Genomic DNA, 25,273 nt, shown 5'->3' on the forward strand with positions numbered 1-25,273 from the left:
TCAATTTAAATTTATTCTTCCTCACTTGCTTGATGTGCTTGATCTGGATGATGAAAAAAACTGAAAATGGTCTTCCCGTAGTGTCTTTCCTGAAAATAATTGGGGTGATGTTTATAGGTATGGTGTGGATTGTGCTCCATCACAAACCAACCTTCCGGCCGCAGCAGTTTGTATTTGAACACCAAATCGGGAATGGTATCCATGGTGTCCAGGGCATAAGGTGGCCCGGCAAAGATGTAGTCGTAATCCTCTCCTGAGCTTTCCATAAAGCGGAAAACATCCGAACGAATGATGCGGATATTTTCGGTGATCTTTAAGGTTTCGGCGGTCTTTTTTACAAAATTAATGGCCGCTTGAAACTTGTCTACGTAGGTTGCATCGGTACAACCCCGTGAAATGAATTCGTAGCAATGGCTGCCTGTGCCGCCAAACAAGTCCAGCATTTTGGTTTCCTCAAAATCAATGTTGTTGTTGAGGATGTTGAACAGGCCTTCTTTGGCGTAGTCGGTAGTTGGGCGGGTAGGCCAGTTGTCGGCAGGTGGATCAAAACGCCGCCCCTTAAATTTTCCTCCAATAATGCGCATGGTGATTGATTGTGAGCATGTTTGATTTTTTTGTTTTAGCGAAAAAAATTAAACATGCTCTATATTCCAGCTACTAAATCCAGGTACAGATGTTCGGGGATCGCACTCAATTTGGTTCCGGTGCGAAACCCCGCGGGCAATTTTACATAGTGCAAGGACTTGATGTAACGTTTGATCTGGCGGTGCAACTCCGTCTGTTCGTGGTAATGTCCACAAATCCACAAGGGGGTATATTCGGTGCCCAAACGAAATTGGTCAAATACCAACAGTAAAAAATACAGCGCGTCTCGTGGAGTTTGATACGAAAACGAATTGCAAAAAATCAATTGCCCTTCGTGGAAATAAAAGATGAATACCCGGTTGGGCATAAAATAGGCTGCAATGTTGTGTGGGGTTTCTAGCCGGCTGCGCAACAGCGGTGCCAAGGCACTCACACAGTGTACGTATTCTGCTTCCGCTTGGATACCAGTAAGCCAGTCGTGGCAAACCTGGGGGATTTCATACACGGCATTGACCGGATAACCCGGGATGACATCCGTGTGGACCAATGCCTTGCTGTCCGTAGTAGTCAGGTGCTGGAGGTAAGTGCTGCGCTCTTCCGCCCGGTACCACTGGGAGGGTACCAAAGTAAAAGTGGGTGCAACCACAGCAGCGCGAACCGACCGATAATTGCGGGTCAAAATCTCGCGGGGAGCGCTCAGCTTGCCCAAAAACATAGCCCAATCCAGTTGCCCCTGGGCGTCGCGATCCAATAGATAATGCTGATAAGCCTGGATTTTGAGCTGGTTGTCCACCACCGCATAGCTGAAGCTGTCCGTCCCAAAAACGATGGATAACTTGCACAGTGCCGAGATGTGCGGCGAGTAGTTGTCCTCAACGATGTCGTACTTGATACTAGCCAAATGCCTGCAATTAAAGGTTTAATTATTTTCCCATCTTACACAATCCATCAAAACGAGCGCCATCCTCTATGGCCAAATTACCTGCGGTGATATTGCCGGTAACGACTGCGGTTTTGTCCAATTGGAGTAGGCCTGACACTTCTACATCACCACTCACGAAGCCCATAATCATGGCGTCGCGGGCTTTGATGTGGCCTTCTACCCGGCCTTCTTTACCAACCACCAGTTTTTTCTCGCAGGAAAAGTCACCGATTACCACTCCGTCGAGGCGAACGTTTTCACCAGATTGAAAATTTCCTTCTATTTTTGTGCCTTGTGCAATCACGCAGCTACTAAAACCATCACTTGGTGTAATGTTGGAATAGGACATGCTTGGGCTGTCTTTTCTGACTTTGCTTGCTGCCGTAGACATAAAACAGTGTTTTTAGGATTTTTTTGAAAATGACATCTTTTCAGTCAAATCCGATGTTCTTGGGAATGATTTCAATATCGTTGGCAAATTAAGGCCAATTTTTAATAATCTGTACCTATGTCGCTTACAATTTTAGCCATTGAGTCTTCTTGTGATGATACTTCTGCCGCAATTGTGCGCGACGGGCAGGTACTGAGCAACAAAACCGCCAACCAGGAGATTCACCAAATCTACGGTGGAGTGGTGCCTGAAGCTGCTTCACGGGCGCACCAAATCAACATTTTACCCGTAGTTGAAATGGCGATTCGGGCTGCGGATATCGACAAGACCGAAATCGACGCGGTAGCTTTTACCCGTGGGCCCGGGCTGATCGGCTCTTTGATTGTAGGGGTCTCTTTTGCCAAAGGTTTTGCCCTGAGCCGCAATTTGCCCCTGATTGAGGTCAACCACATGATGGCCCACGTATTGGCGCATTTTGCCGAAGACCCCAAACCCCAATTTCCCTTTCTTTGCCTGACGGTATCAGGTGGGCATACTCAAATCCTGGTTGTCAAAGATTACCTCGACATGGAAGTCATTGGCCAAACCATCGACGACGCGGCGGGTGAAGCTTTTGATAAAACGGGCAAAATGCTGGGCCTGGACTACCCTGCTGGTCCGATTATAGACAAATTGGCCAAGGAAGGAACGCCGCGTTTTACTTTTCCCGAGCCCAAAATTCCTGGGCTGGACTTCAGTTTCAGTGGGCTCAAAACGTCCATTTTGTATTTTTTGAAAAAACAGGTAACGGAAAACCCACAATTTGTCGAGGAAAACCTGGCGGACATTTGCGCTTCGGTACAAGCGCGTATTGTCAGTATTCTCATGAATAAATTGCGTTTGGCCGCTGAAGAAACCGGGATAAAGGAAGTAGCCCTGGCCGGAGGAGTATCCGCCAATTCGGGTTTGCGGCAAGCACTTGTCGAGGAAGGTCAGCGGAAAGGCTGGAATACTTATATCCCTAAATTTGAATATTGTACCGACAATGCCGCCATGATCGGCATCACGGGATATTATAAATTTTTGCAGGGAAAATTTGTTGGGCAGGATGTGTCTCCTGTGGCCAGGTGGGAGCTTTCAAGCCCGGTTTTGTAAATTTCAATGTTATTCTCTATCTTTATTTGTACTTTAATGCAAGGGCTTGCGTTAGAAATCGAATAAAGTATAATTTCTCTCAATATCTTTATACTTTATTCATCTTGACTAGATCACTGTTCTCAATTGTAATCACATGAAGAAAGCCATCATTTTTATCCTCGGCGTACTTATCACTACCACCACAATTTTTGCACAAGGCGGTGTTGAGTGGAGTGTGAATCCCCAAAATCATGCCAACGTTAACATTCCTCTTCGCAAACCAGGGCGTGATGGAGACCTACCATTGTTACCCGTAGGCTACATCAACATCAGTCAGTTTTCAGCCAATGGCTTGAGTATGCCCACCAAAGGCCCCAAAGGGTATTTGTTGTTGTTCATTTTTGATGTTTCGATTTCGGGCCGTCAAAGTGAAATCGTCCACCAGGGCCAAGCCCGCAAAGGAATTTGGTCAATTGCCAAAATTCTTGACCCTGGGCAGCCCGCTCATCCAGGTGATTTAGGCCGGAGTTTTACCAATACGCCCGAAAGTCCTGGGGCTGTAGTGCGTGGATTTTTCTGGGACGATCGTAGTTCTTTGATCCGTTATCCGACTCACGCCGAAGCGGCGAATAGTGTAAAAAACTAACCTGCTGGTTCAATTAATAATCATGGATATCGCATTTTGGGTGTTATGGGTAATTGACTTACTCCTGACCTTCGTGGTCGTTTTGGCTGGAGTGTACAGGGAAAACGCCGGGGCTTTCAACAATGAAAATTTCACTTATGCCCTAGTGCTAATGCTCGTGTTGGTAGGCAGCATTGTGGTTCGTTATGTGTTACAATGGCCACTGTTGAGTGTACTGCTAGCCACTCTACCGCTTTTAATTGTATTGATCCTCTATTTCTTTGACCGCTAGGTTTACTTTAGGGCCGTCTCCCATTGTTTTTCGTCAAAACCCAGCAAAATAATTTTGCCATCCTGCTCCACCAGGGGTCTCTTGATCATGGAAAAGTTTTCAGGTATCACTTTGATGGCACTCTGGGCATCCACTACCGTATCTTTTAGTGCTTGGGGCAATTCCCGCCAGGTTGTACTGCGGGTATTCAAAATTTCCGTCCAGGCTTTTTGTTGCATCCAGCGCTCCAATTGTGTACTGGAAAGTCCTTGCGCTTTATAATCGCAAAAGGTGTAACTTAATCCTTTTTTATCCAACCATTTGAGTGCTTTTCTGACTGTATCACAATTGGATATTCCGTAAACTGTTAGCATGATTTTCACCTTGTTAAGTTGACACTGAGAAAGCTCCAAAGGTAAGCCGGAAAAAAAAATTAAAAAAAAATAATTCAATGTATAAACATTAATTGTCTTTACAACGTTATCTTAGCATCAATCAATTTTGCAACCATTAAAACAAAAAGATATGGCAACCTGGACCATCGATCCATCCCACTCTGAAATCACTTTCAAAGTACGTCACCTGATGATTTCTACAGTTAAAGGTAGTTTCAGTCAATTTGACGCCAGTTTGGAAGGCGATGAAAGCAACGACTTTGCCGATGCAAAAGTTACCTTCAGTGCAGATGTAGCCAGCATCAGCACAGGCAACGAACAACGCGATGGACACTTAAAATCACCCGATTTTTTTGCCGCTGAAGAATTCCCCAAACTGTCTTTTGTATCAACCGGACTTGAAAAAGCTGGGGATAAAAAATACAAACTGCACGGTGACCTCACGATTCGTGCCACCACCAAACCAGTTGTACTTGATGTAGAATATACCGGCTCAATGGTAGACTTCTACGGCAATACCAAAGCTGGCTTTGACATCAAAGGCAGTATCAATCGCCTCGAATACGGCTTAAGCTGGAACGCAGTTACTGAAGCAGGTGGAATCGTGGTGAGCGACGAAGTGAAGCTGGAACTGGATGTACAGATGACGAAAGGTTAAAGATGAGAGATGAGAGATGAAAGATGAAACTTAGACAAGGTCAGCGTCAAAAACGCTGCGGTAGCATCTTTCATCTCTCATTTCTCATCTTTAAATTACATCGGTCTCCCTGAAATATACCCCTCCAGAGAAGATACCAAATTCTGGTATTGGGTTAGGATAGCCTGAAAGATATCCGAAGAGGAAATCATGCCTAAAACCTGATCGTCAACCACTACAGGCAAGTGCCGGAAATGTTTCTCGGTCATAATGGTCAAACATTCTTCAATTTTGGCGTGGGGCGCTACCGTGATAACCGGAGAAGTCATCAAATCCTTGACCAAGGATTCGCGGGAAGGTTTCCCTTTCAAAATCCCTCTACGAGCATAATCTCGTTCTGAAAAAATACCCACTAATTTCGGCCCTTCCATTACCAGCAGTGCCCCAATATTGTGCCGCTCCAGTTCTTCAAGTGCTTTATATACCGAAGCATCCGGCGAAATGGCTAAAATCTCATTTCTCAATTTTCGATCCAAAATCTGTTGTACTTTCATTCCGGTAAATTTGTAGTGTGTGCAAAGGGGCGATAAAAAATAAAGGTTCCTTACTCCCTTCCAATAATAGTTATTTTTTGACAATTGAAAAAGAGCCGTAGAAAAATTTACCAAAATTTGAGCCTGATTTAAACCAGTTCCTCCAAAATACCTTCCATCACAAAAGATAAAGTACCCAGTAATTTGGAACGGTCACCCAGTTCAGAAACCTGAATAGACAAGTCATTTTTAAAGTCCACCAGACAATATTTATTGATGGCTTGTTCAATGGGGTTAATGAAAAAACGACCTGCTTTCGCTAGTACACCATCCACTACAATAATCTCAGGATTAAAAAGGTGTACGGCAATGGACAAACCACGCCCGAGCTGAATGCCAATTTGGTGCAACAAATCAATGGCAAAACCATCTCCTTCATTGGCTGCATCCACTACTGTTTCAATATTGACCTTAGCATCACCCAAATTGGCTAGCTTAGACGCCTTGCCTTGTTTAATGCCCTCTTTTACTTTTCGAAGCAGGGTTGAAGCCGAAGTAATGACATCCAAGCACCCGACTTTCCCGCACTGACACAACTCCCCGTCCGGGTCCATTTGAATGTGCCCTAATTCCCCGGCAAACCCGGATGCTCCATTAAGTAGCTCTCCATTGACCATGATCCCCAAACCTACTCCCCAGTCAATGTTGATGGCCAATACGTGTTTTTTGCCCCGGCCCAGGCCAAAACGATGCTCTCCGAGTACGGTTGCTTTAGAGTCGTTGATGACATAGGTCGGCACCCCAAATTGTGCTTCTAGTTCTGATTTGATAGCCCCCCCTCCTTGTACAATGGGGTAGGTGTAGTTTTGACCAGTTTCGGGATTAATCAAGCCTGGCATCGACACACCAATCGCTTTTAAGGAAGGATGAGGCAGACGCAGGTCTTCCAAAAAGTCGGCTATTTCTTCACGCAAGCGATTGGAAAAATCAGGATTGCGTTCGATGGGCAAATTGATGTCTTTCTCCTGCAATACTTCATTTTGCAGGTTAAAAGCCATCAGCTTGGTCGCATGAGTTGAAATATCGAGGATCAGGATCCAATGGTAGTCTGGATTCAAGGAATAAAAAATGGGTTTACGGCCAAATTTAGCCGCACCGATTCCACTTTCTACAATCCAATGTTCTTGAATCGTTAGCTCTTTCACAAGTGTCGTTGTAGAAGGGACACTTGTATTCAACAAGCGGCTTAATTCAGCAAGGGTGCTCGATCCAGAAAAATACAATTCACTGAGGATACTGCGTTTAAGGCGACTTTTTTTGATGTCAATAATCGACGCCTTGAGGTCTTCTACTTCTGCCATAACAAACAAAGATCAAAGATGATGAAGGTGCTTTTTGGGCTCAGGAACCATTATTGATTTGAGCAAGACTACCTCTTTTAGATTACCGTTTCTAAATTGGCAAAAATGCTGTTTCAGGGCTTGAAATTAATTCATCTTTTGGCAAAGAGGTAACCTATGGTGCCTCAAATGCCATATTCCGTCTCAATTTTATCATTTTTTCTTCAATCCGCAGCTATATATTAAAAAAAAATACCATACCCTTGAGGATATGGCATTTTTTTTATTACCCTATGGACATTATTCTGGTAGAGTGGATTGTTTTTCATCAATGACAATGGTGGAGGACCATTTGTCGTGCCACATAATGCTGTTGTCATTAAAGAAAATGGAAATAGCATTGAAGGGCACAAAACGGCACAAAGATCTTATTGCGATGGCCCCGCCTTCAGCTTGATAACCGTAATCGGAAACCACTCTGGTTCCAGTTGCCATTTTCCCTAGGGTTTTTCCATTGTTTTGCGATTCCATCAATGTGTAATAGGCAAACTGTACTCCAAAGGTGAGCACAAGACTGGTTAGATTGTCGTTGGCCATACTCATTCCCAGTTGAATAGGTACCGCGAAACATTGAATAACAATCCCATCAATCAAATTATTTAAAAATCTTTTCCCCGTCGAGGCTGTAATCAACTGGGTGTTCTGTTCGCTCTGCTCTTCGAAACTAAAATCGTCGAGGAGTTCGTCTTCATTTTGCATATTGAGTGTTTTAGTTTTGATGTACTTCCAAATATAACCATAGGTTTCAAAACAAAAAAAATTAAAACCCAGGACTTAGGTGAAATTACTACATTTGGCATCATCCAATTTCATTTCGCAAACCATTCTTTATATGAAAAATTATTTACTCTTGCTGTGGGTAATGGTTCCAGCAATCATCTGGGCACAAGCGCCCGACCGCACGATGTACTACTCCCAAGCTGCAAATCATTTTGAAGAAGCATTGGTGTTAGGAAATGGCCGCATAGGAGCTACCGTGCATGGAGGTGTTCAATCTGATAAAATTTTCCTCAATGAAGCCACGCTTTGGGCTGGAAGCCCGGTAGATCCCTACATGAATGCCGAAGCCTACAAACACTTACCGGCAGTACGTGAAGCCTTACGGCAAGAAAACTATCGATTGGCGGATAGCCTCAATCGGAGGCACTTGCAAGGGAAATACTCCGAGTCTTACGCTCCTTTAGGCACCATGTACATTGAGATGGGCCATGGGGCAGAAACAAGCAATTACCGCAGGCAATTAGACCTCAGCACGGCCATATCGAGTACCACTTACCAGCAAGCTGGTGTCACTTATACCCGTGAGTATTTCATTTCCTACCCCCAGCAGGTGATGCTGATCAAATTGAGCGCAAGCCAGACTGGTAAACTAAGTTTTAAGCTCCGTTTCAATAGTCTGTTGCCCAATCAGGTCAAAACCGAAGCCAATGTATTTAGCGCCAGTGGAAAAGCGCCTTCTCATGCCGAACCCAACTATCGGCGCTCCGATAATCCGTTGCAGTATGACCCCCAAAAAAGCATGCGCTTTTTGACTTTGGCTAAAATCATCGCAGCGGATGGAAAGGTAGTCCGAACCGACAGCACCATCGGGATTCAGGGCGGTCGGGAAGCCGTCATCATGGTTTCCATTGCAACCAGTTTTAATGGTTTTGACCAAAATCCGGCTACCAATGGCAAAAATGAAGTAGCCCTGGCCAATGACTGGCTAAAAAAAGCCGAAAAAATCAGCTACGCCAACCTTCGAGCTGCACATATTAAAGACCATCAAAGCTTTTTTAATCGGGTAGCACTACAATTGGCGGGTCGCAGCAGCAATGCCAGTTTGCCTACAGATGAACGGTTGAAACGTTTTGCCGAAGGCGCCAAAGACCCCGATCTGGAAATATTATACTTCAATTTTGGCCGCTATCTCCTGATTGCCAGTTCGCGTACGCCCAATGTACCCGCCAATTTGCAAGGCATCTGGAATCACCAGATTCGCCCACCCTGGAGCAGCAATTACACCATAAATATTAATACTGAGATGAACTATTGGCCTGCGGAGTCTTGCAATCTTTCAGAGTTGCATCAGCCACTCCTGGGCTTTTTGGGCAACCTGGCCAAAACGGGTGCCGTCACCGCCAAAACCTTCTACAATGCAGGTGGTTGGTGTGCTGCCCACAATACGGACATTTGGGCGATGAGCAATCCGGTAGGGCATTTTGGAGAAGGTTCACCCAGTTGGGCCAACTGGAACATGGGCGGAGCCTGGCTGGCGACCCACTTGTGGGAACACTTTGATTATTCCCGCGACACCATATGGCTGAAAAACTATGGTTATGGATTACTCAAAGGCGCATCCCAGTTTTGTTTGGATATTTTGGTAGATGACGGAAAAGGCAACCTGGTTACCTCCCCTTCCACCTCGCCCGAAAACATTTTTATCACCACTACCGGATACAAAGGTGCTACACTTTACGGAGCTACGGCCGATTTGGGGATGATCCGTGAGCTTTTTGCCCAAACCATTGCCGCAGCCAAAACCCTCAACCTGGATGCCGATTATCAGCAAAAGCTAAGTACTGCGCTGGGCAAATTGTACCCTTATCAAATCAGCAAAAAAGGGCACTTGCAGGAATGGTACCACGATTGGGCCGATGAAGACCCCAAACACCGCCACCAATCCCACCTTTTTGGTTTGTATCCCGGTCACCACATCAGCGTGGACCAAACGCCGGAACTGGCGGCTGCCTGTAAACAAACCCTGGAGGTAAAAGGTGATGAAACCACTGGTTGGTCCAAAGGTTGGCGCACCAATCTGTGGGCCCGTCTGCGCGACGGCAACCGCACCTACAAAATGTACCGGGAGCTGATGCGCTACGTCAGCCCTACCCCTGATACGCGTTACAATGGCGGTGGTGGTGCCTACCCCAACCTGATGGACGCTCACCCTCCTTTCCAGATCGACGGCAATTTTGGGGGCACCGCGGCAGTATTGGAGATGTTGGTGCAGTCGCGCAGCAACGAAATTACCCTCTTGCCCGCCTTGCCCGACGCTTGGGCCAACGGATCGGTGCGCGGTGTATGCGCACGCGGCGGGTTTGTATTGAACTTGACCTGGGTCAATGGAAAATTGAGCAAAACCGAGATCAGTTCACCAAGAGGTGGACAGACAAAGGTGGTTTATAATGGGAAAAGCCAGGATGTGCGCCTGGCAGCAAAAGGAAGTAAAGTGTTGGTGTGGTGATTTTTTATTTTCAATTATTATTGAAAGTATTGAATTTTCAAAAACAATGGCATACCTTTGGGTTACCATCGAAGAGGCCTTTAGAGCTGTAAAACAGCTCTAAAGCTTCTCAAACCCAAAGGATATGGAACATTCAAAAAACCTGGATTCAAAGGTCATTATTTATGACGATGTCTGCCCGCTTTGTAAAGCCTATACCAGCGGATTTGTCCGTGCGGGGTGGCTGCGCCCTGAAAACCGGGTCGGTTTTGCCGAAGCGCCTACAGAATTGATTGGACGGATTGATATTGACCGGGCACGCCATGAAATTCCCCTTTATGACCGTGTTACAGGTGAAACCCTTTATGGGAAAGAAGCGCTGTTTTTCATCCTAGGTGAGGCTATTCCCATCTTTAGGCCTTTGTTCCGGATGCGTTTATTCCGTGCCTTTATCTTTTGTTTGTACCAAATCATTACCTACAATCGCCGCATCATCGCCAATAGTCGCCCTCCTGCCAAAGGGTTTGACTGCGCGCCCGATTTTAATGCGTTCTACAGGTGGCTCTATATTGGGCTAATGGGAATGGGAGCAGGTTTGTTGTTTTACTCAGCGGCTCCAAGCTTCGACTTATTCCTGCGTATCTTGGTTTTATTGATAGGAATCGCAGTTGTGATTGGGTGTTTGATGCAATCTTTTAGAGTTCAAACCAGCTATTTTGGGCACCTGGCAACGGTGTTGTTCATTATTGCTGTGGTCCATTTTGGTCTGCAAAGTTTTCAAATACCATTGCTGGTTCCAAGCATTACCCTATTGGGAGCCTGGCTTTTTTATCGTCGAGTAATAGCCTTGTGGTAGATTGATTACCAGACAATTAGTGAGGATTTGTATGATCTAAAATCCCGCCCCGAAAGTTTCAGACTTTCGGGGCGGTCGAGCAAAGCACTATTTTGCTGTTTTATGTTAATCCTTCCTGGAAATCCGGTACAAAATCAGGCCCATTGCGGCGAAGAACAATACCCCCAGGATTTGGAAGCCACCTTCTCCTAAAGCACCGTGCAGCATGGGCTCCAGATTAAGTTTGGCAATGTTTGCAGCGATGCCCTCATTGACCGACAAGATCGCTACAATTACCCCCATCAGAGCCCCGCCTGCAACCAGGCCAGTTGCAAACAAGTTTCCTTTGCTCAAGTCTTCCTCTTCTACCGCTTTGCCTTTTTTCTTGGCTGCATTGTCAGCGATGCCACGGATGACCCCACCAACCCAAATCGGGAGTGTAGTAGACAAAGGCAAATAAGCACCTACGGCAAAAGAGAGTGATTTTACGCCGCACAGTTCAATTGTAATCGATAAAAAAGCTCCGACCAATACAAACTGCCAATCGAGGTTAAAGCTCAACAAACCTTTGATCAAAGTAGCCATCAAGGTACCTTGTGGTGCAGGGTATTTGTCACTGCCAATGGCATGCTGGATGCCCTGAGAAACCTGTTCCGGTGAAGGTGTATCCAGGATTTGCAGAGTAGCTCCAATGGCAATCGACGAAACGATAGCACCCACAAACAGGGCAATCTGCTGGTATTTTGGCGTCGCCCCAATGATGTAACCCGTTTTTAGATCTTGCGAAGTTGCCCCGGCATTGGCAGCAGCAATACAGATCATACTTCCTACAACCAAAACCATTGGTTCGAAAGTTTTACCCGTCATGCCGAAGCCGATAAAAATCAGCGCTGTACCCATCAAGGTAGCAATGGTCATACCCGAAACCGGGTTGGAACTGGTGCCAATCAAGCCTACAATTCGGCTGGAGACGGTCACAAAGAAAAACCCAAAAACGATCACCAGTAGGCCAATCAGCAATTTCCCACCAAAAGAATTACCAGGAATTTGTGGCAAAATCAGCATCAGGATAACCAGGGCAAGGCTACCAATACCCACTACAGCAATTGACAAATCCTGCTCGGTGCGTGCGCGACTTGCTGATGCGGAACGATTTTTGAAAGACTCTATGCTCTCGCTGAATGAAGCTGCAATGGTAGGAATGGTTTTGAGCAAAGTGATAAAACCACCCGCGGCTACCGCACCCGCCCCAATTTGGCGTACATAAGCCCGGTAAATGGCGGCGGCGATATTACCAAAGGTTTTAGTCGCAGGGTCCCAGGCACCTGGACCACCCGCTGAAGCAAGATCGGAGAGGTAACCTAGTTTAACCAATTGCGCAGCAATGATTTCAGTAGGTACTAAGGTTGCCAATAATGGGATCAAACCCAGCCAAGCCAATACACCACCCGCAACCAATACACCAGCAATTTTTGGGCCGATGATGTAACCTACCCCCATGTATTCCGGGGTAATTTCACCATTGACGGTAGCCGCTGGAAAGTATTTGTGGGTCGCTTTGGTCACCCAAGCCGGCGTTTCAGCAATGACATGGAAGACCTTTTGAAGTAGCGCGTATAAAAATGCTACCCCTAAACCCTGATAAGCCGTTTTGGCAAAATCGCCTCCCTTCTCGCCCGCAATCAGCACCGAAGCGCAGGCGGTTCCTTCCGGGTATGGCAAGTTGTGGTGTTCTTTCACAATGAGGGATCGTCGCAGTGGGATCATCATCAAGGTGCCCAAAACGCCCCCAAATACAGCCAAGGTGAAAATGGTGGTGTATTTGAAATATTGATCACCTACTGCAGGATCAGACAAAAACAAAAAGGCAGGAATGGTAAAGACTACCCCGGCCGCAATCGATTCCCCCGCTGATCCAGTGGTTTGAATGATGTTGTTTTCTAAAATGGTAGTGCCCAAAAAGCGTCGGCCTAAGGATATGGCCAACACCGCAATCGGAATAGAGGCTGAAACCGTCAAACCTGCTTTGAGGGCCAGGTAAACAGTGGCGGCACCAAAAATAATCCCAAAAACTGCGCCCAAAACAATGGCACGTACGGTAAATTCTTTGACATTGGTCACTTCAGCCGGAATGTACGGCTTGATTTGATCGTGGCTATGGTTCTCCATGAGTTAATGGTTAGGACTAAGGTGTTTATACCCAACTAGATTGTTAACCAAATTGGATTTGGTCTTTTCGGTGGAAAAGATAATATCATTTTTTAATAAAATTAAGTGCGGGTTTAAGTATTTCCATCAAAGTATGGCTGCGTTGGGCTTTGGTATAGGTGGTAAGAAGTACGGGGGCCTGCCCGGCAAGGGAGAGGTAGTAGCGTTCATTTACCCATTTGAGCAATAAATCGGCTAAATTTTCAGCATTGAGGAAACGCTCAGATAGACTTTGTAAGGCCGGGTCAAGTGGATAAAAAGCGGGTAGCAGGGTTGGTTTTCCAAAACGCAGCATATCGTTGACTCCGCCACTAATGCTGGTTTTTCCGTACCACTCCCGGGTTGTGCCAAATTGAATTTGTTCCTTCAAGGGCAAGAGCAAAAAATCGGCAGTTTGTAGCTTTTTTTGGTATTCCTGCTCGGGCAACATTTCGCTAAAAGTCTGGATATTGATGTTTTGGAAGTGATTATTTTGGGCTAAATCAAAAAGCAGCACGGCCCGTGGGCCACTTGCATTGCCTAAAAAAGTCAGGGTTATGGATGTATTCAATCGGGTATCGGCTTTTTGTAAGGCGGCAAAAAGCAGGTCAAAATCGCGGGTCAATGCCGATACAGTTCCTGGCACTATGATTTGGATGGGAGTGTTCAATTGGGGTAAAGTTGGGGTGAAATAGGTAAAAGGCAAAGCTGGCATAAGTTGGGCGAAAGCTGGCACCAAAGGCAGCATGTAGGCTTCAATCAGTGGATCGGTAAAACTCAAATAGGTGTTTTTTTTCAATAACTTTTTTCTGAAAAAATCCTCTCTTCGCCAAAGGCTGCGCAAAAATCGCAAAACATCTTTAAGATTTCGAATGCTCAAGTTGGATTGAGGCGCAAAAAAAGCGTTGCCTTTGTGGATGAGTAAAACAGTTGGCGGAGTAAAACTTTGTTGGGCAAAAAAGGCAAAATGATTAACCAAGGTAGTGAATACAATCAGGTCGACTACTTCCAATTGGTTTTTTACTCGCCGGATAAATTGGGGAATGTTTTCTTCCGGTAATTTATTGGTCCAATGCAGCTGCTCATTTTCCAGCCATTCAGGTTTCAGCTGCTCATGCATGTAGGCGGGTGCACAAACATAAATTTCGACTGCTTGTATCAGGAGTAGGTCAATCAAGCCATACAATACCTCCTGATGTTCCTGTAATTCAAGCAGGGCGATTTTTTTCATCCAAAAGCCACTTTGAATTGATGTTGAATAACCTGAATTTCCTCCTCCGTATAACGCCTTGAAAAATGAACCGGTGTGGCATTTTTCACTCCTGCCTTGCGTAGGACTTCTGCTGAAGCCTGTGCATAACTGTGCCGGTTTTGCAAAGCCAGTTCTTTGTCCTCGTTGAGGTAATAGGTTTCAATAAAGACCTGATCAGCATTTTGAAAGGTCTTCATGATTTTCTCATGGTTGGCCTCAGAAGCCAGATGATCCATCACTACCCCCAGGTGATACCCGGTTTTGAGTCGAAAATAGGGAAATAATTCAGCTGCCGGGTAATTTTGTCCCTGAATGTTGATCGACATCTCAGGGGTATTGGCCAAAAAAGCAGCCTTGGCCATTTTAACCCAGGGACCGGGCGCGAATGGTGATTCGTTTTGCAAAAAATTTACAGCATCGGGCTCTTGAAAGGAATAAGCAACGGAAGGAGTGCCGTGATCCAGGATGGTAAACCGAACCTCCACTGCCTCATTTTGGTACAGCACTGGCCCTTCTAAGTCAGCAATCACTTGCAAGTTCCATTTTGGAGGACTTACTTGATAAATTTTGATGCAGCGCTCGTTTTGAATTTCCCGAATTTCGTATTGCAGTTCGTTTTCAGCGATCAGGTTCCAGTTGTAGGCGCGGAATTTGGCCTGAAGCTGTTTGGCGATTCCTTTCGGGCCGCAAAGGGTTACCTGCATGCCACTCCCAAGTTGGTGCCGAAGAACGGTATCAAAATTGACAAAATGATCGATATGGGTATGGCTGATAAAAATGGCCGCCAGGTTCAAACAATCCTTTTTTCCCAAGAGGCTGGCACTGCCACATTCGCACAGGTATTGCTTGGCGTGGTTATCGATGCTCAAATGAATACAAATGTCTTCTGTTGGCAAGTTCTTTAAGGTCCCGTGAATCATGGCTTGCTGGATTTTGTGACCGTAAAACTGGCAAGTGTGCTTATTGGTTCCGCTTGCGCTCCGCTTTTTCCCACAATACTGTTTGTTGATTCTTCAACAAACGGGCGAAGCCCATAAAAACCGAAAAATTCATCACACAGAAATAGTAAGGGATGAAAAAAGCCTTGATTTTGATTTGTTTTTTTTCAAAAATCCAGCCCAATAAAGCCAATAGATAGAACAGGATTTGTAAGATAAACAAGCTGATGTACCAGGGCTTCATCGAAAAAGCCAGCAAGAGGTTCAATAAAAATACGATGGGCAAAGCCAGGGGTGCCAAGGTCCAGCGCAATACTTTGTGTGATAAAAATTGCCAACTAAACACACCGTAACGAAACGGATTCAATAAGTCTCGCAAACGCCAGGAGGCTTGTATGCCACCTGCTGCAATGCGAATTTTTCGTTTAAGCTCCTCCCCTACCGAAGCAGATGCTCCTTCCGAAGCGTAGGCATCAGCAGCATAGGCAATCCGGTAACCTTTGCGCAGCACGGTCATGGTGAGGTAAAAATCCTCGATCAAGGTATCTGCTGGGATACTTTCGTAGAGGGCGGTGCGAATGGAAAACAACTCTCCGGCAGCCCCTACTGCCGAATACAAATTGGCATCCCAACGTTTGAGGAGGCTTTCGTATTTCCAATAAATGCCTTCCCCGGCACTGCTGGCTTCGTCTTTGTTAGCACTGCTGACCCGTTTTTCTCCAGCTACTGCCCCAATTTTTGGGTTGTTGTAATGACAAACCAGTTGCCGGATAGCCTGAAGATTGAGTGTTGTATTGGCATCAGTAAAAATGGTCACAGGGGTTTTTACTAGAGGCATGATGCGTTCTATCGCTGCCAATTTTCCTTTTCGTTCAGGTTGATGGTAGACCTCAAAGCTTATTCCAGCCGGAACAGAGCAACTTTTAGCTTTTTGAAACGTTCCATCTGTAGAGCCATCTGTAATTACAATCACTTTCAATAATTCGGCGGGATAATCCAGGGACAGGGTGTTGTTGATTTTTTCAACAATCCAGTCTTCTTCGTTGTAAGCGGCGATCAAGATGCTTACTTCGGGGTTCTCTGTTTTTGTGGATTGCTTCTTTTTAAAAAATAATAAATTGAGTATCAGCAAAATGAGCCCATATCCCAAATAGGTATAGGCGACGATCAGAATATTTAGCCAAAAAAACAATTCAAGCATAATATAAAAAATTAATTCATCTTGACCAAGGTAAGCATAAAATCTTAGCTTTGTTGTACCCTAAATGAACGCACATGTACTTCCTATTTACAAACACCTCTTTGGCTCGTGGCGTACAGCTTAGCCCAGCCAACTTAGCCTACTTTGTTGTTTTGCTTAGTTCAGCCTTGGGTGCATTGCTCATGGCTCAAAAAGTGGAGGGCCTAGAATGGTATATTTTGGTGCCACTCGTTGCCTTGTATATCGTTTGGAAAATCCCATCCTCATCTCATGACCGACAAACTGCCCTGGGTGTTTTGACTGTAATTGTTGCAGTTGTATTGCTTTTCGTCTTCTTACCACCTCAAGTTCAGCAATATACTTTACAAGGAATCTCTATTGATGAGTGGAACAAGTTTAGGGCTTTTATCATAGCCCTTCCCTGCATGTGCATCATGTTGCGGATCGTAAATGCCAATCCAAGCCAACTCAATCTATTGTTGTTCGGCATTCCCATGGTGGTATGTGCGGGATTCTCGGTATACGCATTGCGGATTTTATTGGGAACAAGTTGAGGCCTCGGCTACGCTTGGCAAACGAGGCCTCAATTTTACTCCTTTATCGCTTTCACCCCAGGCAAAACCTTGCCTTCGAGCAGTTCCAACATAGCGCCACCGCCAGTAGATACATAGCTGACCTCATCGGCCAAACCCATTTGATTCACTGCCGCAACGGAGTCACCCCCACCAACCAGAGAGAAGGCGCCATTTGCAGTAGCCTTGGCTACAGACTCAGCAATGGTTTTGGTGCCTTTGGCAAAGTTTTCAAATTCAAAAACCCCCATTGGGCCATTCCAAAGCAGGGTTTTGGAATTCAGAATGGTTGCGCTAAATTCAGCACAAGCTTTTTCGCCTACGTCTAAACCCATCCAACCGGGTTCTACGGCATTGCTGGCAACTACCTTTCGATTGGCATCGTTGCTAAAAGCATCCGCAACCAATGAATCTTCAGGTAAAAGTAATTTCACCCCTTTGGCCTTTGCTTTGGCGATGAGTTGGTTGGCCAATTCGAGACGATCATCTTCACACAAGGAATTGCCAATTTGGCCACCTTGTGCCTTGACAAAAGTATAAGCCATACCTCCACCAACGATGAGGTTGTCTACATAATCGAGCATCCGATCCAAGAGCAGGATTTTATCAGACACTTTTGCACCGCCAACAATCGCAGTAAGTGGGCGGTCTGGGTTGTTCAATACCCGGTCGGCATTGTCCAATTCGGCTTTCATCAAAAAGCCAAAGCCTTTGTTTTCAGGGCTAAAAAACTGAGCAACCGTGGTGGTGGAAGCATGTGCCCGGTGGGCGGAACCAAAGGCGTCGTTGATGTACACGTCGCCATAAGAAGCCAGTGTTTTAGCCAGTTCTACGTCTCCTTTGCCCTCTCCTTTGAGGAAACGGGTATTTTCCAAAATCAACACTTGCCCGGGTTGTAGGGCCGCAGCCATGGCCGCAGCCTTGGGGCCGACGAACTCTTCACAAAACAATACAGGTGCCCCCAACAATTCAGCAGTATGGGCTACCGTATGCTTCATGGTAAAACGCGCCACATCGATGGAGCCATCGGGGAGCAGTTTTTCATCAGGACGACCCAAATGCGACATTAGGATCGCTGAGCCACCTTGGTCCAAAATGTATTTGATGGTAGGAATTGCCGCCCGAATGCGGGTATCGTCCGTGATGGCGAAGGTCTTTTTGTCAAGTGGCACGTTGAAGTCCACCCGTACCAATGCCTTTTTATTGGAGAAGTTGATGTTCTGCATGGTTAAAGGTTCGAAGGTTCCAGGATTCCAGGGTTCCAAAGTTTCAGGGTAGTCGGTCACTGAGCGAAGCCGAAGTGATCGCCCCCAACGCTGGAACCCGGAAACTTGGAACCTCGGAGCCTTTATTAAATACGTGTTGCCAGATCAGCCAAACGGGCAGAATACCCTGCTTCGTTGTCGTACCAGCCTACAACTTTAACCAGATTGCCGCTGACCATGGTCATGTCCATGTCAAAAATACAGGAGTGTGGGTTACCAATGATGTCCGCAGAAACGATTGGGTCTACACAGTATTCCAGGATACCTTTCAGGGCACCTTCAGAAGCAGCTTTGTAAGCAGCGTTGATTTCTTCTACCGTAGCAGTCTTTTTTACCACTGCAGAAAAGTCGGTTACCGAACCAGTAATGGTTGGTACACGCATTGCGTTACCATTCAATTTGCCTTTCAAGTGTGGCAATACCAAACCTACAGCCGAAGCAGCACCAGTGCTGGTTGGCACAATGGAAACCGCAGCGGCGCGCGCACGACGCAGGTCAGAGTGTGGAGCATCCTGCAAACGCTGGTCAGCAGTGTATGCGTGGATGGTGGTCATGAAGCCAGTCTCAATGCCCAGCAGATCGTCCAATACTTTCACCATTGGCGCAAGGCAGTTGGTGGTACAAGAAGCATTGGAATAAATGTGGTGGTCCGCACTGATTTTGTCCTGGTTTACACCTAAAACGATGGTAGGCAGGTCACCTTTGGCTGGAGCAGAGATAACTACTTTTTTGGCACCAGCAGTCAGGTGCAATCCAGCTTCATCCTTGGTGGTGAAACGACCAGTTGACTCAATGACCACATCAATGTTCAGATCGCCCCAAGGCAATTTGGTTGGATCTTTTTCTGCCAAAGCCAAAATTGACTTTCCATTGATGTGAAGGTATTTATCATCAGCACTTACAGTGCCATCGAACTTCCCTTGGGCAGAGTCGTACTTAAATAAATGAGCCAGCGTTAGGTTGTCAGTCAAGTCATTGATGGCAACGACTTCAACGTCGCTCATTTTCAATAGATTGCGCAGGGTAATTCTGCCAATGCGTCCAAATCCGTTGATAGCAATTCTTTTTGCCATGAGTGGATGTGTTTGATTTGATGAGTAAAAGTTGGTGTATAGTGAACACTCATTTGCGCTTGTTCAGCTAGGTATTCGGTTGGTAAGGGCAAAAAATGCAGCGCAAAGGTAAAAAAATATTCATTATCGTTTTTCAAGTGCTTGTTTAAGTTTTTTTTCATGCGGCAATTTCCTCATTTTCACCCTTGTCACTACTTAAATCTGGTTGAAAAATAGGCAAAATGAAAAAAATGAAAAAAAATTTGCTCGAGTTCTTGTGTAATTCAGCAAGTCGAATTTATCTTTGCAGTCCCAATTGGGAAGCACACAAACATTGAAGTCACTTTTTCAGGGTTTGATGCCTCCAATGGCCCGTTCGTCTAGGGGTTAGGACGCAGGATTTTCATTCCTGTAACACGGGTTCGAATCCCGTACGGGCTACTTCTCCACAAGCTGGAACTTTTTTTCACTTGTCCGAGTTTCATAAGAAAATTTACCTAGATGGCCCGTTCGTCTAGGGGTCAGGACGCAGGATTTTCATTCCTGTAACACGGGTTCGATTCCCGTACGGGCTGCAACGAAGGCGATCATTTTGATCGCCTTTTTTCGTTTAGGGCGGCCACAGAGGGCCGCCCCTACGAATATCAATCGATTAAATTAAATTCCTTGCGGTTTCCTACCTTATCCACGGCTTGTTTGGCCAGGCGGTTATACCAACTCTTCAATTCTTCATACCGTGCATAGGCATCCTTACCGGGGCGTTGATCACCTTGATCCAGCATGCCGCGCAAATAGGTAATCTGGTCAATCAGACGTGGCGTCATGTACCGGCCTTCGGCAGTAAACAATTCGCCGTACAGCTCATCGTAAAATGTACTAAGCACCTTATCGCTTTTTTGCTGTGCACTCGCGCGTTCCTGTGTGATGGTTGCACCGAGGATCCGGCTGCGGCTATCCAGTTCGATGATCTGTAAAGACAAAGCTTCCTGCTGCTGAAGATCTTTGCTCGTCACCCCCGCATTGATCAGGCGAGGATCAGGCAACACCTTGAAGCCTTGTAAAGATGCCACACCATTTACCGTCAGGCGAACAAAATACTGTCCAGGTGCAGCCATCGGAGCTCCCCGGCTGGTACGAACTCCACTGCGATCCCAAGGGCCCAAATGCCGTAAGTCCCAAACAAAGCGCTGGACTCCAGGTGTAGTGCGCAGTGCTTCGCTAAAGCCAGCAATCACAAAGCCCATGGCCATACCCGCCTTGCTGGGTATTTTCACGGTATCCCTTGGGTTGTTTTGGGAAGTAAATGCCCGGATGGTTTGCATTTGGGCATTGAGGATCTCCAAAGTGATTGCGCTCTGCGGTGCCTCTTTTAACCAATAATCAATCTGGATACCCGGGCTGGGATAATGAGGTTCGCTGCCCTTGCGATTGGGGAAATAACGCAGGCGGTACTGATCGCGGGGTTTGAAGAGGACAGCTGATTGGGCCAGATTTGGTTTGGCCAATTGATGCAGTGCCGACAAGTTGTCCAAAATCCAGAACCCTCTCCCCATAGTAGAGATAACCAAATCTCCCTGGTGTACTTTGATGTCTGTAATGGGGGTGATGGGCAAATTTTGTTGGAAAGGTTGCCAATTCTGGCCGTCGTCAAAAGAAATAAACATGCCATATTCGGTACCTGCATACAACAATCCCTCCCGGCTGGGGTCTTCCCGAACAGTACGCACCGGGTAATCTTCGGGAATCCCCTTGGTGATCAAGGTCCAGGATTGACCGTAGTTTTCGGTTTTGTACAAATAAGGCCGCCAGTCTCCCAATTGATACAAGAGGATTGCAGCATACGCCTTATTGGGGCGGTGCGGGGAAGGGTCAATACAATCTACTCTACCGCCTTTGGGCATACCGACCGGAGTCACATTTTGCCAGCTTTTGCCATTGTTGCGCGTGACGTGGATGGGTCCGTCATTGGAACCTACCCAAATCAGGCCAGGCAGTTTGTTGGATTCCCGAATTTCGTAAATGGTGCTGTAATATTCCTCACCGGTTACGTCGCGGGTAATCGGGCTACCCGAAATCACCTGCTTATCGGGTTCATTGGCGGTGAGGTCGGGCGAAATGGTTTCCCAGGTCGCCCCTTCGTCCAGCGTGCGGTGCAAATATTGCGAACCGTAATATACCACTTTAGGGTTGTTGGGTGAAACGTGGATGGGGGTCACCCGTTGAAAGCGGAACTTGAGGTCATTGGGCTTATGGCCATAAATGTTGGTGGCGCCAATGAAGTAGTTGCGTTCCTGCCCACTGCGTTTGTCGTATACACTGAAGCAACCTTTACAGTTGGCATAAACGATGTTGTGGTTGCCAGGTTTGGGCACTGCCGGGCCAGTTTCACAACCTCCGGCGGGCAGGTAATAGCCCATGGGGCCTACTGGTGAATCGTAAGGTGGCAAACTGGGTACCGTAATGGCAGTGCCATTGTCTTGTTGCCCCGCATACAACCAATAGGGAAACTGATCATCTATTTCAACCTGATACAATTCAGCGGTAGGTTGATTGAGCTGGGTCGACCAGTTTTTTCCCCCGTCACGAGTAATGTTCGCACCACCGTCATTGGATTCAATCCATTCCAGGGTATCCCGGGGGTTGATCCACAAGTCGTGGTCGTCACCGTGAGGGGTGTTGAGTGCCGTCCAGGTGCGTCCACCATTGTTGGAACGCCAAAATCCGGTTGCGCTCACAAAAACGTTATCCGCATTCAAAGGATTGGCAGTGACGTTGCAATAATAAAAAGGTCGATCGAGCAGAAAACGGCTGGAGCTAATCAGAGACCAGGACTCCCCGGCATCATTGGAACGGTATAAGCCACCACCCGGTAGTGCTTCGATCAAGGCATAGACCCGTTGCGGATCGGCTGGGGAAACGGCAAAATCAATTTTGCCAATCAAATCAGCTGGTAGACCTTTGGTAACTTGCCTCCAGGTACTTCCGCCATCTTCCGATTTGTACACCCCTCCCACTTTGCCTCCACTGATGATGGTCCAAGGGGTGCGTTGGGCGCGCCAGGCACCAGCGTAGATGATTTGAGGATTGGTTGGGTGAAATTCCAGGTCGGAAAAACCGATGGTATCACTCAGAAAAAGGACTTTTTCCCAGGTCTTTCCACCGTCTTTGGTGCGGTAAACCCCACGATCCACATTGGGTACAAAGGCACTACCGATGGCGGCGACAAAGGCGATATCAGGATTGCTTGGGTGTACTTCAACTGCACCGATGTGACCGGTTTTTTCCAAACCTACTTTTTCCCAGCTGCGGCCGGCATTGGTGGATTTGTACACTCCTTTGCCCGCGATTACGTTGCTGCGCAGGCCATCAGAACCAGTGCCAACGTACATCACGTCTGGTTTGGAAGGGGCGATGCCGATAGCACCAATCGAAGGGGTGTTAAAAAAGCCATCCGAAACATTGTTCCAGTTGTGGCCGTAATCGATGGTTTTCCAAAGGCCTCCCCCCGTTGATCCCATAAAAAACACCCCGGGAGTATTGGGGTGTCCAGCCACACTGGTAACCCGCCCTCCACGGGTAGGACCGACACTGCGGTATTCAAGGTTGGTGAGGAGTTTAGGGTCAATGTAGTTCTGCCCCCTTACAGCTTGAACAACTCCTAATAAAACCATGATAAGCAGCAGCTTACTTGTAATCTTCTTCATATTTAGCAGCTTTTGAGTGATCATATCCTCAATTCATTAATTTTGCCCTGGCGAATGAAATTTAAATGAAGGTAGCAGTTTTTTAATCCATTATTTGCCTATTTTGTTTAGACATCAAACACCGTCGACGAATCAATGCCAACATACCGGATTTACCTACTTATTGTAGTCTTATTGCTCCCAACGCTGTTGTGTGGCCAAAAAGGCCAGAGCGGGAGCAAGGATTTTAATGCTTGTTACTTTTATCAGCATACCTCACTGGCTGATGCCAAAGCGGATGTACATTTGATGAAACACATTGAAGGCCTGAATTTAAAAAAGGGCGAAAAAGTCGCCGACATTGGTGCGGGAGCGCTCCGCTGGGAAGGCGCATTGTCTTTGTTTACCGAAGGGGTCAGATTTTATGCGGTGGACATCGACTCTTCTTGTTGCAATGCCCAGCAGGCCAGTTATGTGCAGCGGTACTACTCCATCGTCAAAGGCCAACGGTTGAGCAATAGTATCAGTACTTCCCTGGGAAGTGTCAAAAAAACGGGTTTGCCTGACGGGCAGATGGATAAAGTGATTTTATTCCAAACTTTTCATGAATTTAGCCATCCCGATGAGATGTTGCGCGATATTTACCGCAGTTTAAATGCCAATGGGCGCTTGTACATCAGTGAATTGGTACCCCGGAATGCCAAAGACCTGCACCCTGGCTGCCAACACCTAATGTACAGCCCAGAAACTCTAAAAAAGATGGTTCAACGCTGTGGATTTGTGTTTGAAGCCCAAACCCTGATCGTCAAAGAGGACAAAAAAAACCGCACCCAATACTTATACCGATTCCGCAAAAGCACCCAAGAAAATGGATAACCTAGAACCCGGTTCGAACCAACAGAGCTGGTTTGAACAACTCGAAAAAGAAAGCTGGTCAGCAGAGTTGATCATCTCCGGAGCCGCCATTTACGGCTCATTACAACTGCCTTGGTTGCTCACTAAAATGGTCAATTACAGTTTATTGAACTTCAGTGACGATATCCTTGGAATTCTTTACCTCTTTTTCACCTACGTCACTTTTGCCATCACGATCTTGATGATCAATTTTATATTACATTTTATCCTGCGCTCGATTTGGGTAGGATTGCTTGGCCTATCTTCGGTTTATCCACAAGGTGTCAATGAGGAAAGTGAGAACTACAGCCGGCATTATTTGAAACAACTAAAAGCTGATTTTGGGGACCTGCGCAGTTATGCGGCAAGAGTTGACCGAACTTGTAGCATCATGTTTGCTTTTTCCTTCAGTGTGGCCATGATCTTTACCAGTATTGCCTCAATTGTATTGGCTTTGGCAGGCATCGCCTATGGCATTCATCAGTTGCTACCGCAGTTTACCATAAACAACATTTTTATGGTTACTTTATCCACATTAATGATACCAGGAGTAATTGGGGGCCTGTTGAATACAAAAAAATTGCGCGACAAAGCATGGGTACAAAAAATTCATTATCCCCTGATGGTCAAAAGCAGTAGCCTAATCATATTCAATTTTTTACATCAACCCATTTTTTACATCAACAGTACCTTTATCACCAACCTCAAAAAAAGAGCATATACATTAGGCATGGTGGGCTACCTGTTACTGGTTTTACCGGTATTTTTCGTCGTTTTTCTACAAAGCAATGTAATATATACCAACCAGCAATACTACTTTAGCAATGCTGACCGAGAAGACCGCTTCTATTCTGTTCATTATGAAGACCACCTCAAAACCGATCAACTCATTCAAAACCCGATCATCCCAAGTTCAGAAATAACAGGAGTTGGGGTAAAGCTGTTTTTACCACTTCCAACTCGCGAAGAGGTCGTTTTGAATGAAAAATATGGTAAGTATAAAGTGGATACTACACTCAACGAAAGCCAAAACCTGATCAGGCGTCGTGCCCAGTTTAAAGAACAAGGCAAAAAATACTTTCATATTGAGTTGAATGGTCAGAAATTTGTACCCAATCAACTTCGCTCCTACAATCACCACAATGCCAATGAGTATGGATTTTTGGCCTACATTCCCGATTCATTGCTCTTATCTGGTGAAAATCTAATCTACATTCGGTCAGAGTATCGCTATGAGGGCAAAAAACGCGAAAGTTTCATCCCCTTTTGGTACAGTGCCAAATAGCACTCTTTTTGGCCAGTCGAATCATTGCT

The 25,273-nt window shown here is 46.2% G+C and carries 23 protein-coding genes and 2 tRNA genes; 11 read left to right on the forward strand and 14 right to left on the reverse strand.

The features are described from left to right. Positions 1–11: 11 nt before the first annotated feature. From ACO08K_RS06200 to ACO08K_RS06210, 3 genes are read right to left on the reverse strand one after another with little or no spacing between them, the layout of a single operon-like run. A complete protein-coding gene (locus ACO08K_RS06200) occupies positions 12–584 on the reverse strand; it encodes an RsmD family RNA methyltransferase (RefSeq protein WP_421795527.1) in 573 nt (190 codons plus the stop codon). A gap of 59 nt (positions 585–643) precedes the next feature. After that, the gene (locus tag ACO08K_RS06205; protein WP_421795528.1) at positions 644–1,486 is read right to left on the reverse strand and encodes a DUF3822 family protein; all 843 of its coding nucleotides are present in this window, start codon (positions 1,484–1,486) and stop codon (positions 644–646) included. Between the two features lie 22 nt (positions 1,487–1,508). After that, positions 1,509–1,898: a bactofilin family protein gene (locus ACO08K_RS06210; protein ID WP_421795529.1), complete on the reverse strand. Its 390-nt coding sequence runs from the start codon at positions 1,896–1,898 to the stop codon at positions 1,509–1,511. A gap of 117 nt (positions 1,899–2,015) precedes the next feature. Between ACO08K_RS06210 and tsaD the strand changes: the two genes are divergently transcribed. The 3 genes from tsaD (at position 2,016) to ACO08K_RS06225 (ending at position 3,931) form a co-directional block, all read left to right on the forward strand. Further along, positions 2,016–3,032: a tRNA (adenosine(37)-N6)-threonylcarbamoyltransferase complex transferase subunit TsaD gene (tsaD, locus tag ACO08K_RS06215; protein ID WP_421795530.1), complete on the forward strand. Its 1,017-nt coding sequence runs from the start codon at positions 2,016–2,018 to the stop codon at positions 3,030–3,032. Positions 3,033–3,168: 136 nt separating this feature from the next. After that, a complete protein-coding gene (locus ACO08K_RS06220) occupies positions 3,169–3,660 on the forward strand; it encodes a hypothetical protein (RefSeq protein ID WP_421795531.1) in 492 nt (163 codons plus the stop codon). 22 nt (positions 3,661–3,682) lie between these two features. Further along, entirely contained in the window at positions 3,683–3,931 is a 249-nt protein-coding gene (locus tag ACO08K_RS06225; RefSeq protein ID WP_421795532.1) for a hypothetical protein, read from the forward strand. A 2-nt stretch (positions 3,932–3,933) separates the two neighbouring features. Here ACO08K_RS06225 and ACO08K_RS06230 read toward each other — a convergent pair whose 3' ends face one another. Continuing rightward, entirely contained in the window at positions 3,934–4,284 is a 351-nt protein-coding gene (locus ACO08K_RS06230; RefSeq protein ID WP_421795533.1) for an ArsC family reductase, read from the reverse strand. 151 nt (positions 4,285–4,435) lie between these two features. Between ACO08K_RS06230 and ACO08K_RS06235 the strand changes: the two genes are divergently transcribed. Continuing rightward, complete coding sequence (locus ACO08K_RS06235) at positions 4,436–4,963, forward strand: YceI family protein (protein ID WP_421795534.1); 528 nt, start codon at positions 4,436–4,438, stop codon at positions 4,961–4,963. Between the two features lie 95 nt (positions 4,964–5,058). Here the strand turns inward: ACO08K_RS06235 and ACO08K_RS06240 are convergent, their stop codons facing one another. The 3 genes from ACO08K_RS06240 to ACO08K_RS06250 all read right to left on the reverse strand — a co-directional run bounded on the left by ACO08K_RS06240 (position 5,059) and on the right by ACO08K_RS06250 (position 7,574). Continuing rightward, entirely contained in the window at positions 5,059–5,496 is a 438-nt protein-coding gene (locus tag ACO08K_RS06240) for a CBS domain-containing protein (protein WP_421795535.1), read from the reverse strand. Between the two features lie 128 nt (positions 5,497–5,624). After that, a complete protein-coding gene (locus ACO08K_RS06245) occupies positions 5,625–6,836 on the reverse strand; it encodes an ROK family protein (protein ID WP_421795536.1) in 1,212 nt (403 codons plus the stop codon). Between the two features lie 279 nt (positions 6,837–7,115). Beyond that, on the reverse strand, positions 7,116–7,574 hold the full coding sequence (locus ACO08K_RS06250; protein WP_421795537.1) for an RDD family protein: 459 nt from the start codon (positions 7,572–7,574) through the stop codon (positions 7,116–7,118). 133 nt (positions 7,575–7,707) lie between these two features. Between ACO08K_RS06250 and ACO08K_RS06255 the strand changes: the two genes are divergently transcribed. Both ACO08K_RS06255 and ACO08K_RS06260 read left to right on the forward strand, forming a co-directional pair. Continuing rightward, positions 7,708–10,101, forward strand: coding sequence for a glycoside hydrolase family 95 protein (locus tag ACO08K_RS06255; RefSeq protein ID WP_421795538.1), 2,394 nt, complete (start codon positions 7,708–7,710; stop codon positions 10,099–10,101). Positions 10,102–10,225: 124 nt separating this feature from the next. Continuing rightward, entirely contained in the window at positions 10,226–10,936 is a 711-nt protein-coding gene (locus ACO08K_RS06260; protein ID WP_421795539.1) for a hypothetical protein, read from the forward strand. 105 nt (positions 10,937–11,041) lie between these two features. Here ACO08K_RS06260 and ACO08K_RS06265 read toward each other — a convergent pair whose 3' ends face one another. The 4 genes from ACO08K_RS06265 to ACO08K_RS06280 form a co-directional block, all read right to left on the reverse strand. After that, positions 11,042–13,084 (reverse strand): OPT family oligopeptide transporter, encoded by a 2,043-nt coding sequence (locus ACO08K_RS06265; RefSeq protein WP_421795540.1) that lies wholly within the window; start codon positions 13,082–13,084, stop codon positions 11,042–11,044. An 85-nt stretch (positions 13,085–13,169) separates the two neighbouring features. Beyond that, entirely contained in the window at positions 13,170–14,333 is a 1,164-nt protein-coding gene (locus ACO08K_RS06270; RefSeq protein WP_421795541.1) for a hypothetical protein, read from the reverse strand. Continuing rightward, a complete protein-coding gene (locus tag ACO08K_RS06275) occupies positions 14,330–15,274 on the reverse strand; it encodes a peptidase (protein ID WP_421795542.1) in 945 nt (314 codons plus the stop codon). The genes ACO08K_RS06270 and ACO08K_RS06275 overlap by 4 nt, the downstream gene beginning before the upstream one ends. A 40-nt stretch (positions 15,275–15,314) precedes the next feature. Then, a complete protein-coding gene (locus ACO08K_RS06280; RefSeq protein ID WP_421795543.1) occupies positions 15,315–16,493 on the reverse strand; it encodes a glycosyltransferase family 2 protein in 1,179 nt (392 codons plus the stop codon). Positions 16,494–16,567: 74 nt separating this feature from the next. On the opposite strand from ACO08K_RS06280, the gene ACO08K_RS06285 reads away from it, so the two are divergent. Beyond that, the gene (locus tag ACO08K_RS06285; protein WP_421795544.1) at positions 16,568–17,047 is read left to right on the forward strand and encodes a hypothetical protein; all 480 of its coding nucleotides are present in this window, start codon (positions 16,568–16,570) and stop codon (positions 17,045–17,047) included. 35 nt (positions 17,048–17,082) lie between these two features. Here the strand turns inward: ACO08K_RS06285 and ACO08K_RS06290 are convergent, their stop codons facing one another. Further along, positions 17,083–18,291 carry a phosphoglycerate kinase gene (locus ACO08K_RS06290; protein ID WP_421795545.1) on the reverse strand — a complete coding sequence of 403 codons (1,209 nt, stop codon included), beginning with the start codon at positions 18,289–18,291 and terminating at the stop codon, positions 17,083–17,085. Positions 18,292–18,416: 125 nt separating this feature from the next. Then, positions 18,417–19,403, reverse strand: a complete 987-nt coding sequence (gap, locus tag ACO08K_RS06295) for a type I glyceraldehyde-3-phosphate dehydrogenase (protein WP_320027419.1) — start codon at positions 19,401–19,403, stop codon at positions 18,417–18,419. A gap of 348 nt (positions 19,404–19,751) precedes the next feature. On the opposite strand from gap, the gene ACO08K_RS06300 reads away from it, so the two are divergent. Both ACO08K_RS06300 and ACO08K_RS06305 read left to right on the forward strand, forming a co-directional pair. After that, positions 19,752–19,823: transfer RNA gene (locus tag ACO08K_RS06300), tRNA-Glu, on the forward strand. Between the two features lie 62 nt (positions 19,824–19,885). Continuing rightward, positions 19,886–19,957: transfer RNA gene (locus ACO08K_RS06305), tRNA-Glu, on the forward strand. Positions 19,958–20,026: 69 nt separating this feature from the next. Here the strand turns inward: ACO08K_RS06305 and ACO08K_RS06310 are convergent. Further along, complete coding sequence (locus tag ACO08K_RS06310; RefSeq protein ID WP_421795546.1) at positions 20,027–23,086, reverse strand: WD40/YVTN/BNR-like repeat-containing protein; 3,060 nt, start codon at positions 23,084–23,086, stop codon at positions 20,027–20,029. A gap of 135 nt (positions 23,087–23,221) precedes the next feature. On the opposite strand from ACO08K_RS06310, the gene ACO08K_RS06315 reads away from it, so the two are divergent. Together ACO08K_RS06315 and ACO08K_RS06320 are read left to right on the forward strand one after the other, a co-directional pair. Then, the gene (locus ACO08K_RS06315; protein WP_421795547.1) at positions 23,222–23,941 is read left to right on the forward strand and encodes a class I SAM-dependent methyltransferase; all 720 of its coding nucleotides are present in this window, start codon (positions 23,222–23,224) and stop codon (positions 23,939–23,941) included. Beyond that, entirely contained in the window at positions 23,934–25,244 is a 1,311-nt protein-coding gene (locus ACO08K_RS06320; RefSeq protein WP_421795548.1) for a hypothetical protein, read from the forward strand. Before ACO08K_RS06315 ends, ACO08K_RS06320 begins: the two co-directional genes overlap by 8 nt. Positions 25,245–25,273 lie beyond the last annotated feature (29 nt).

This window comes from Haliscomenobacter sp., assembly GCF_965225875.1.
Classification (GTDB): Bacteria; Bacteroidota; Bacteroidia; order Chitinophagales; family Saprospiraceae; genus Haliscomenobacter.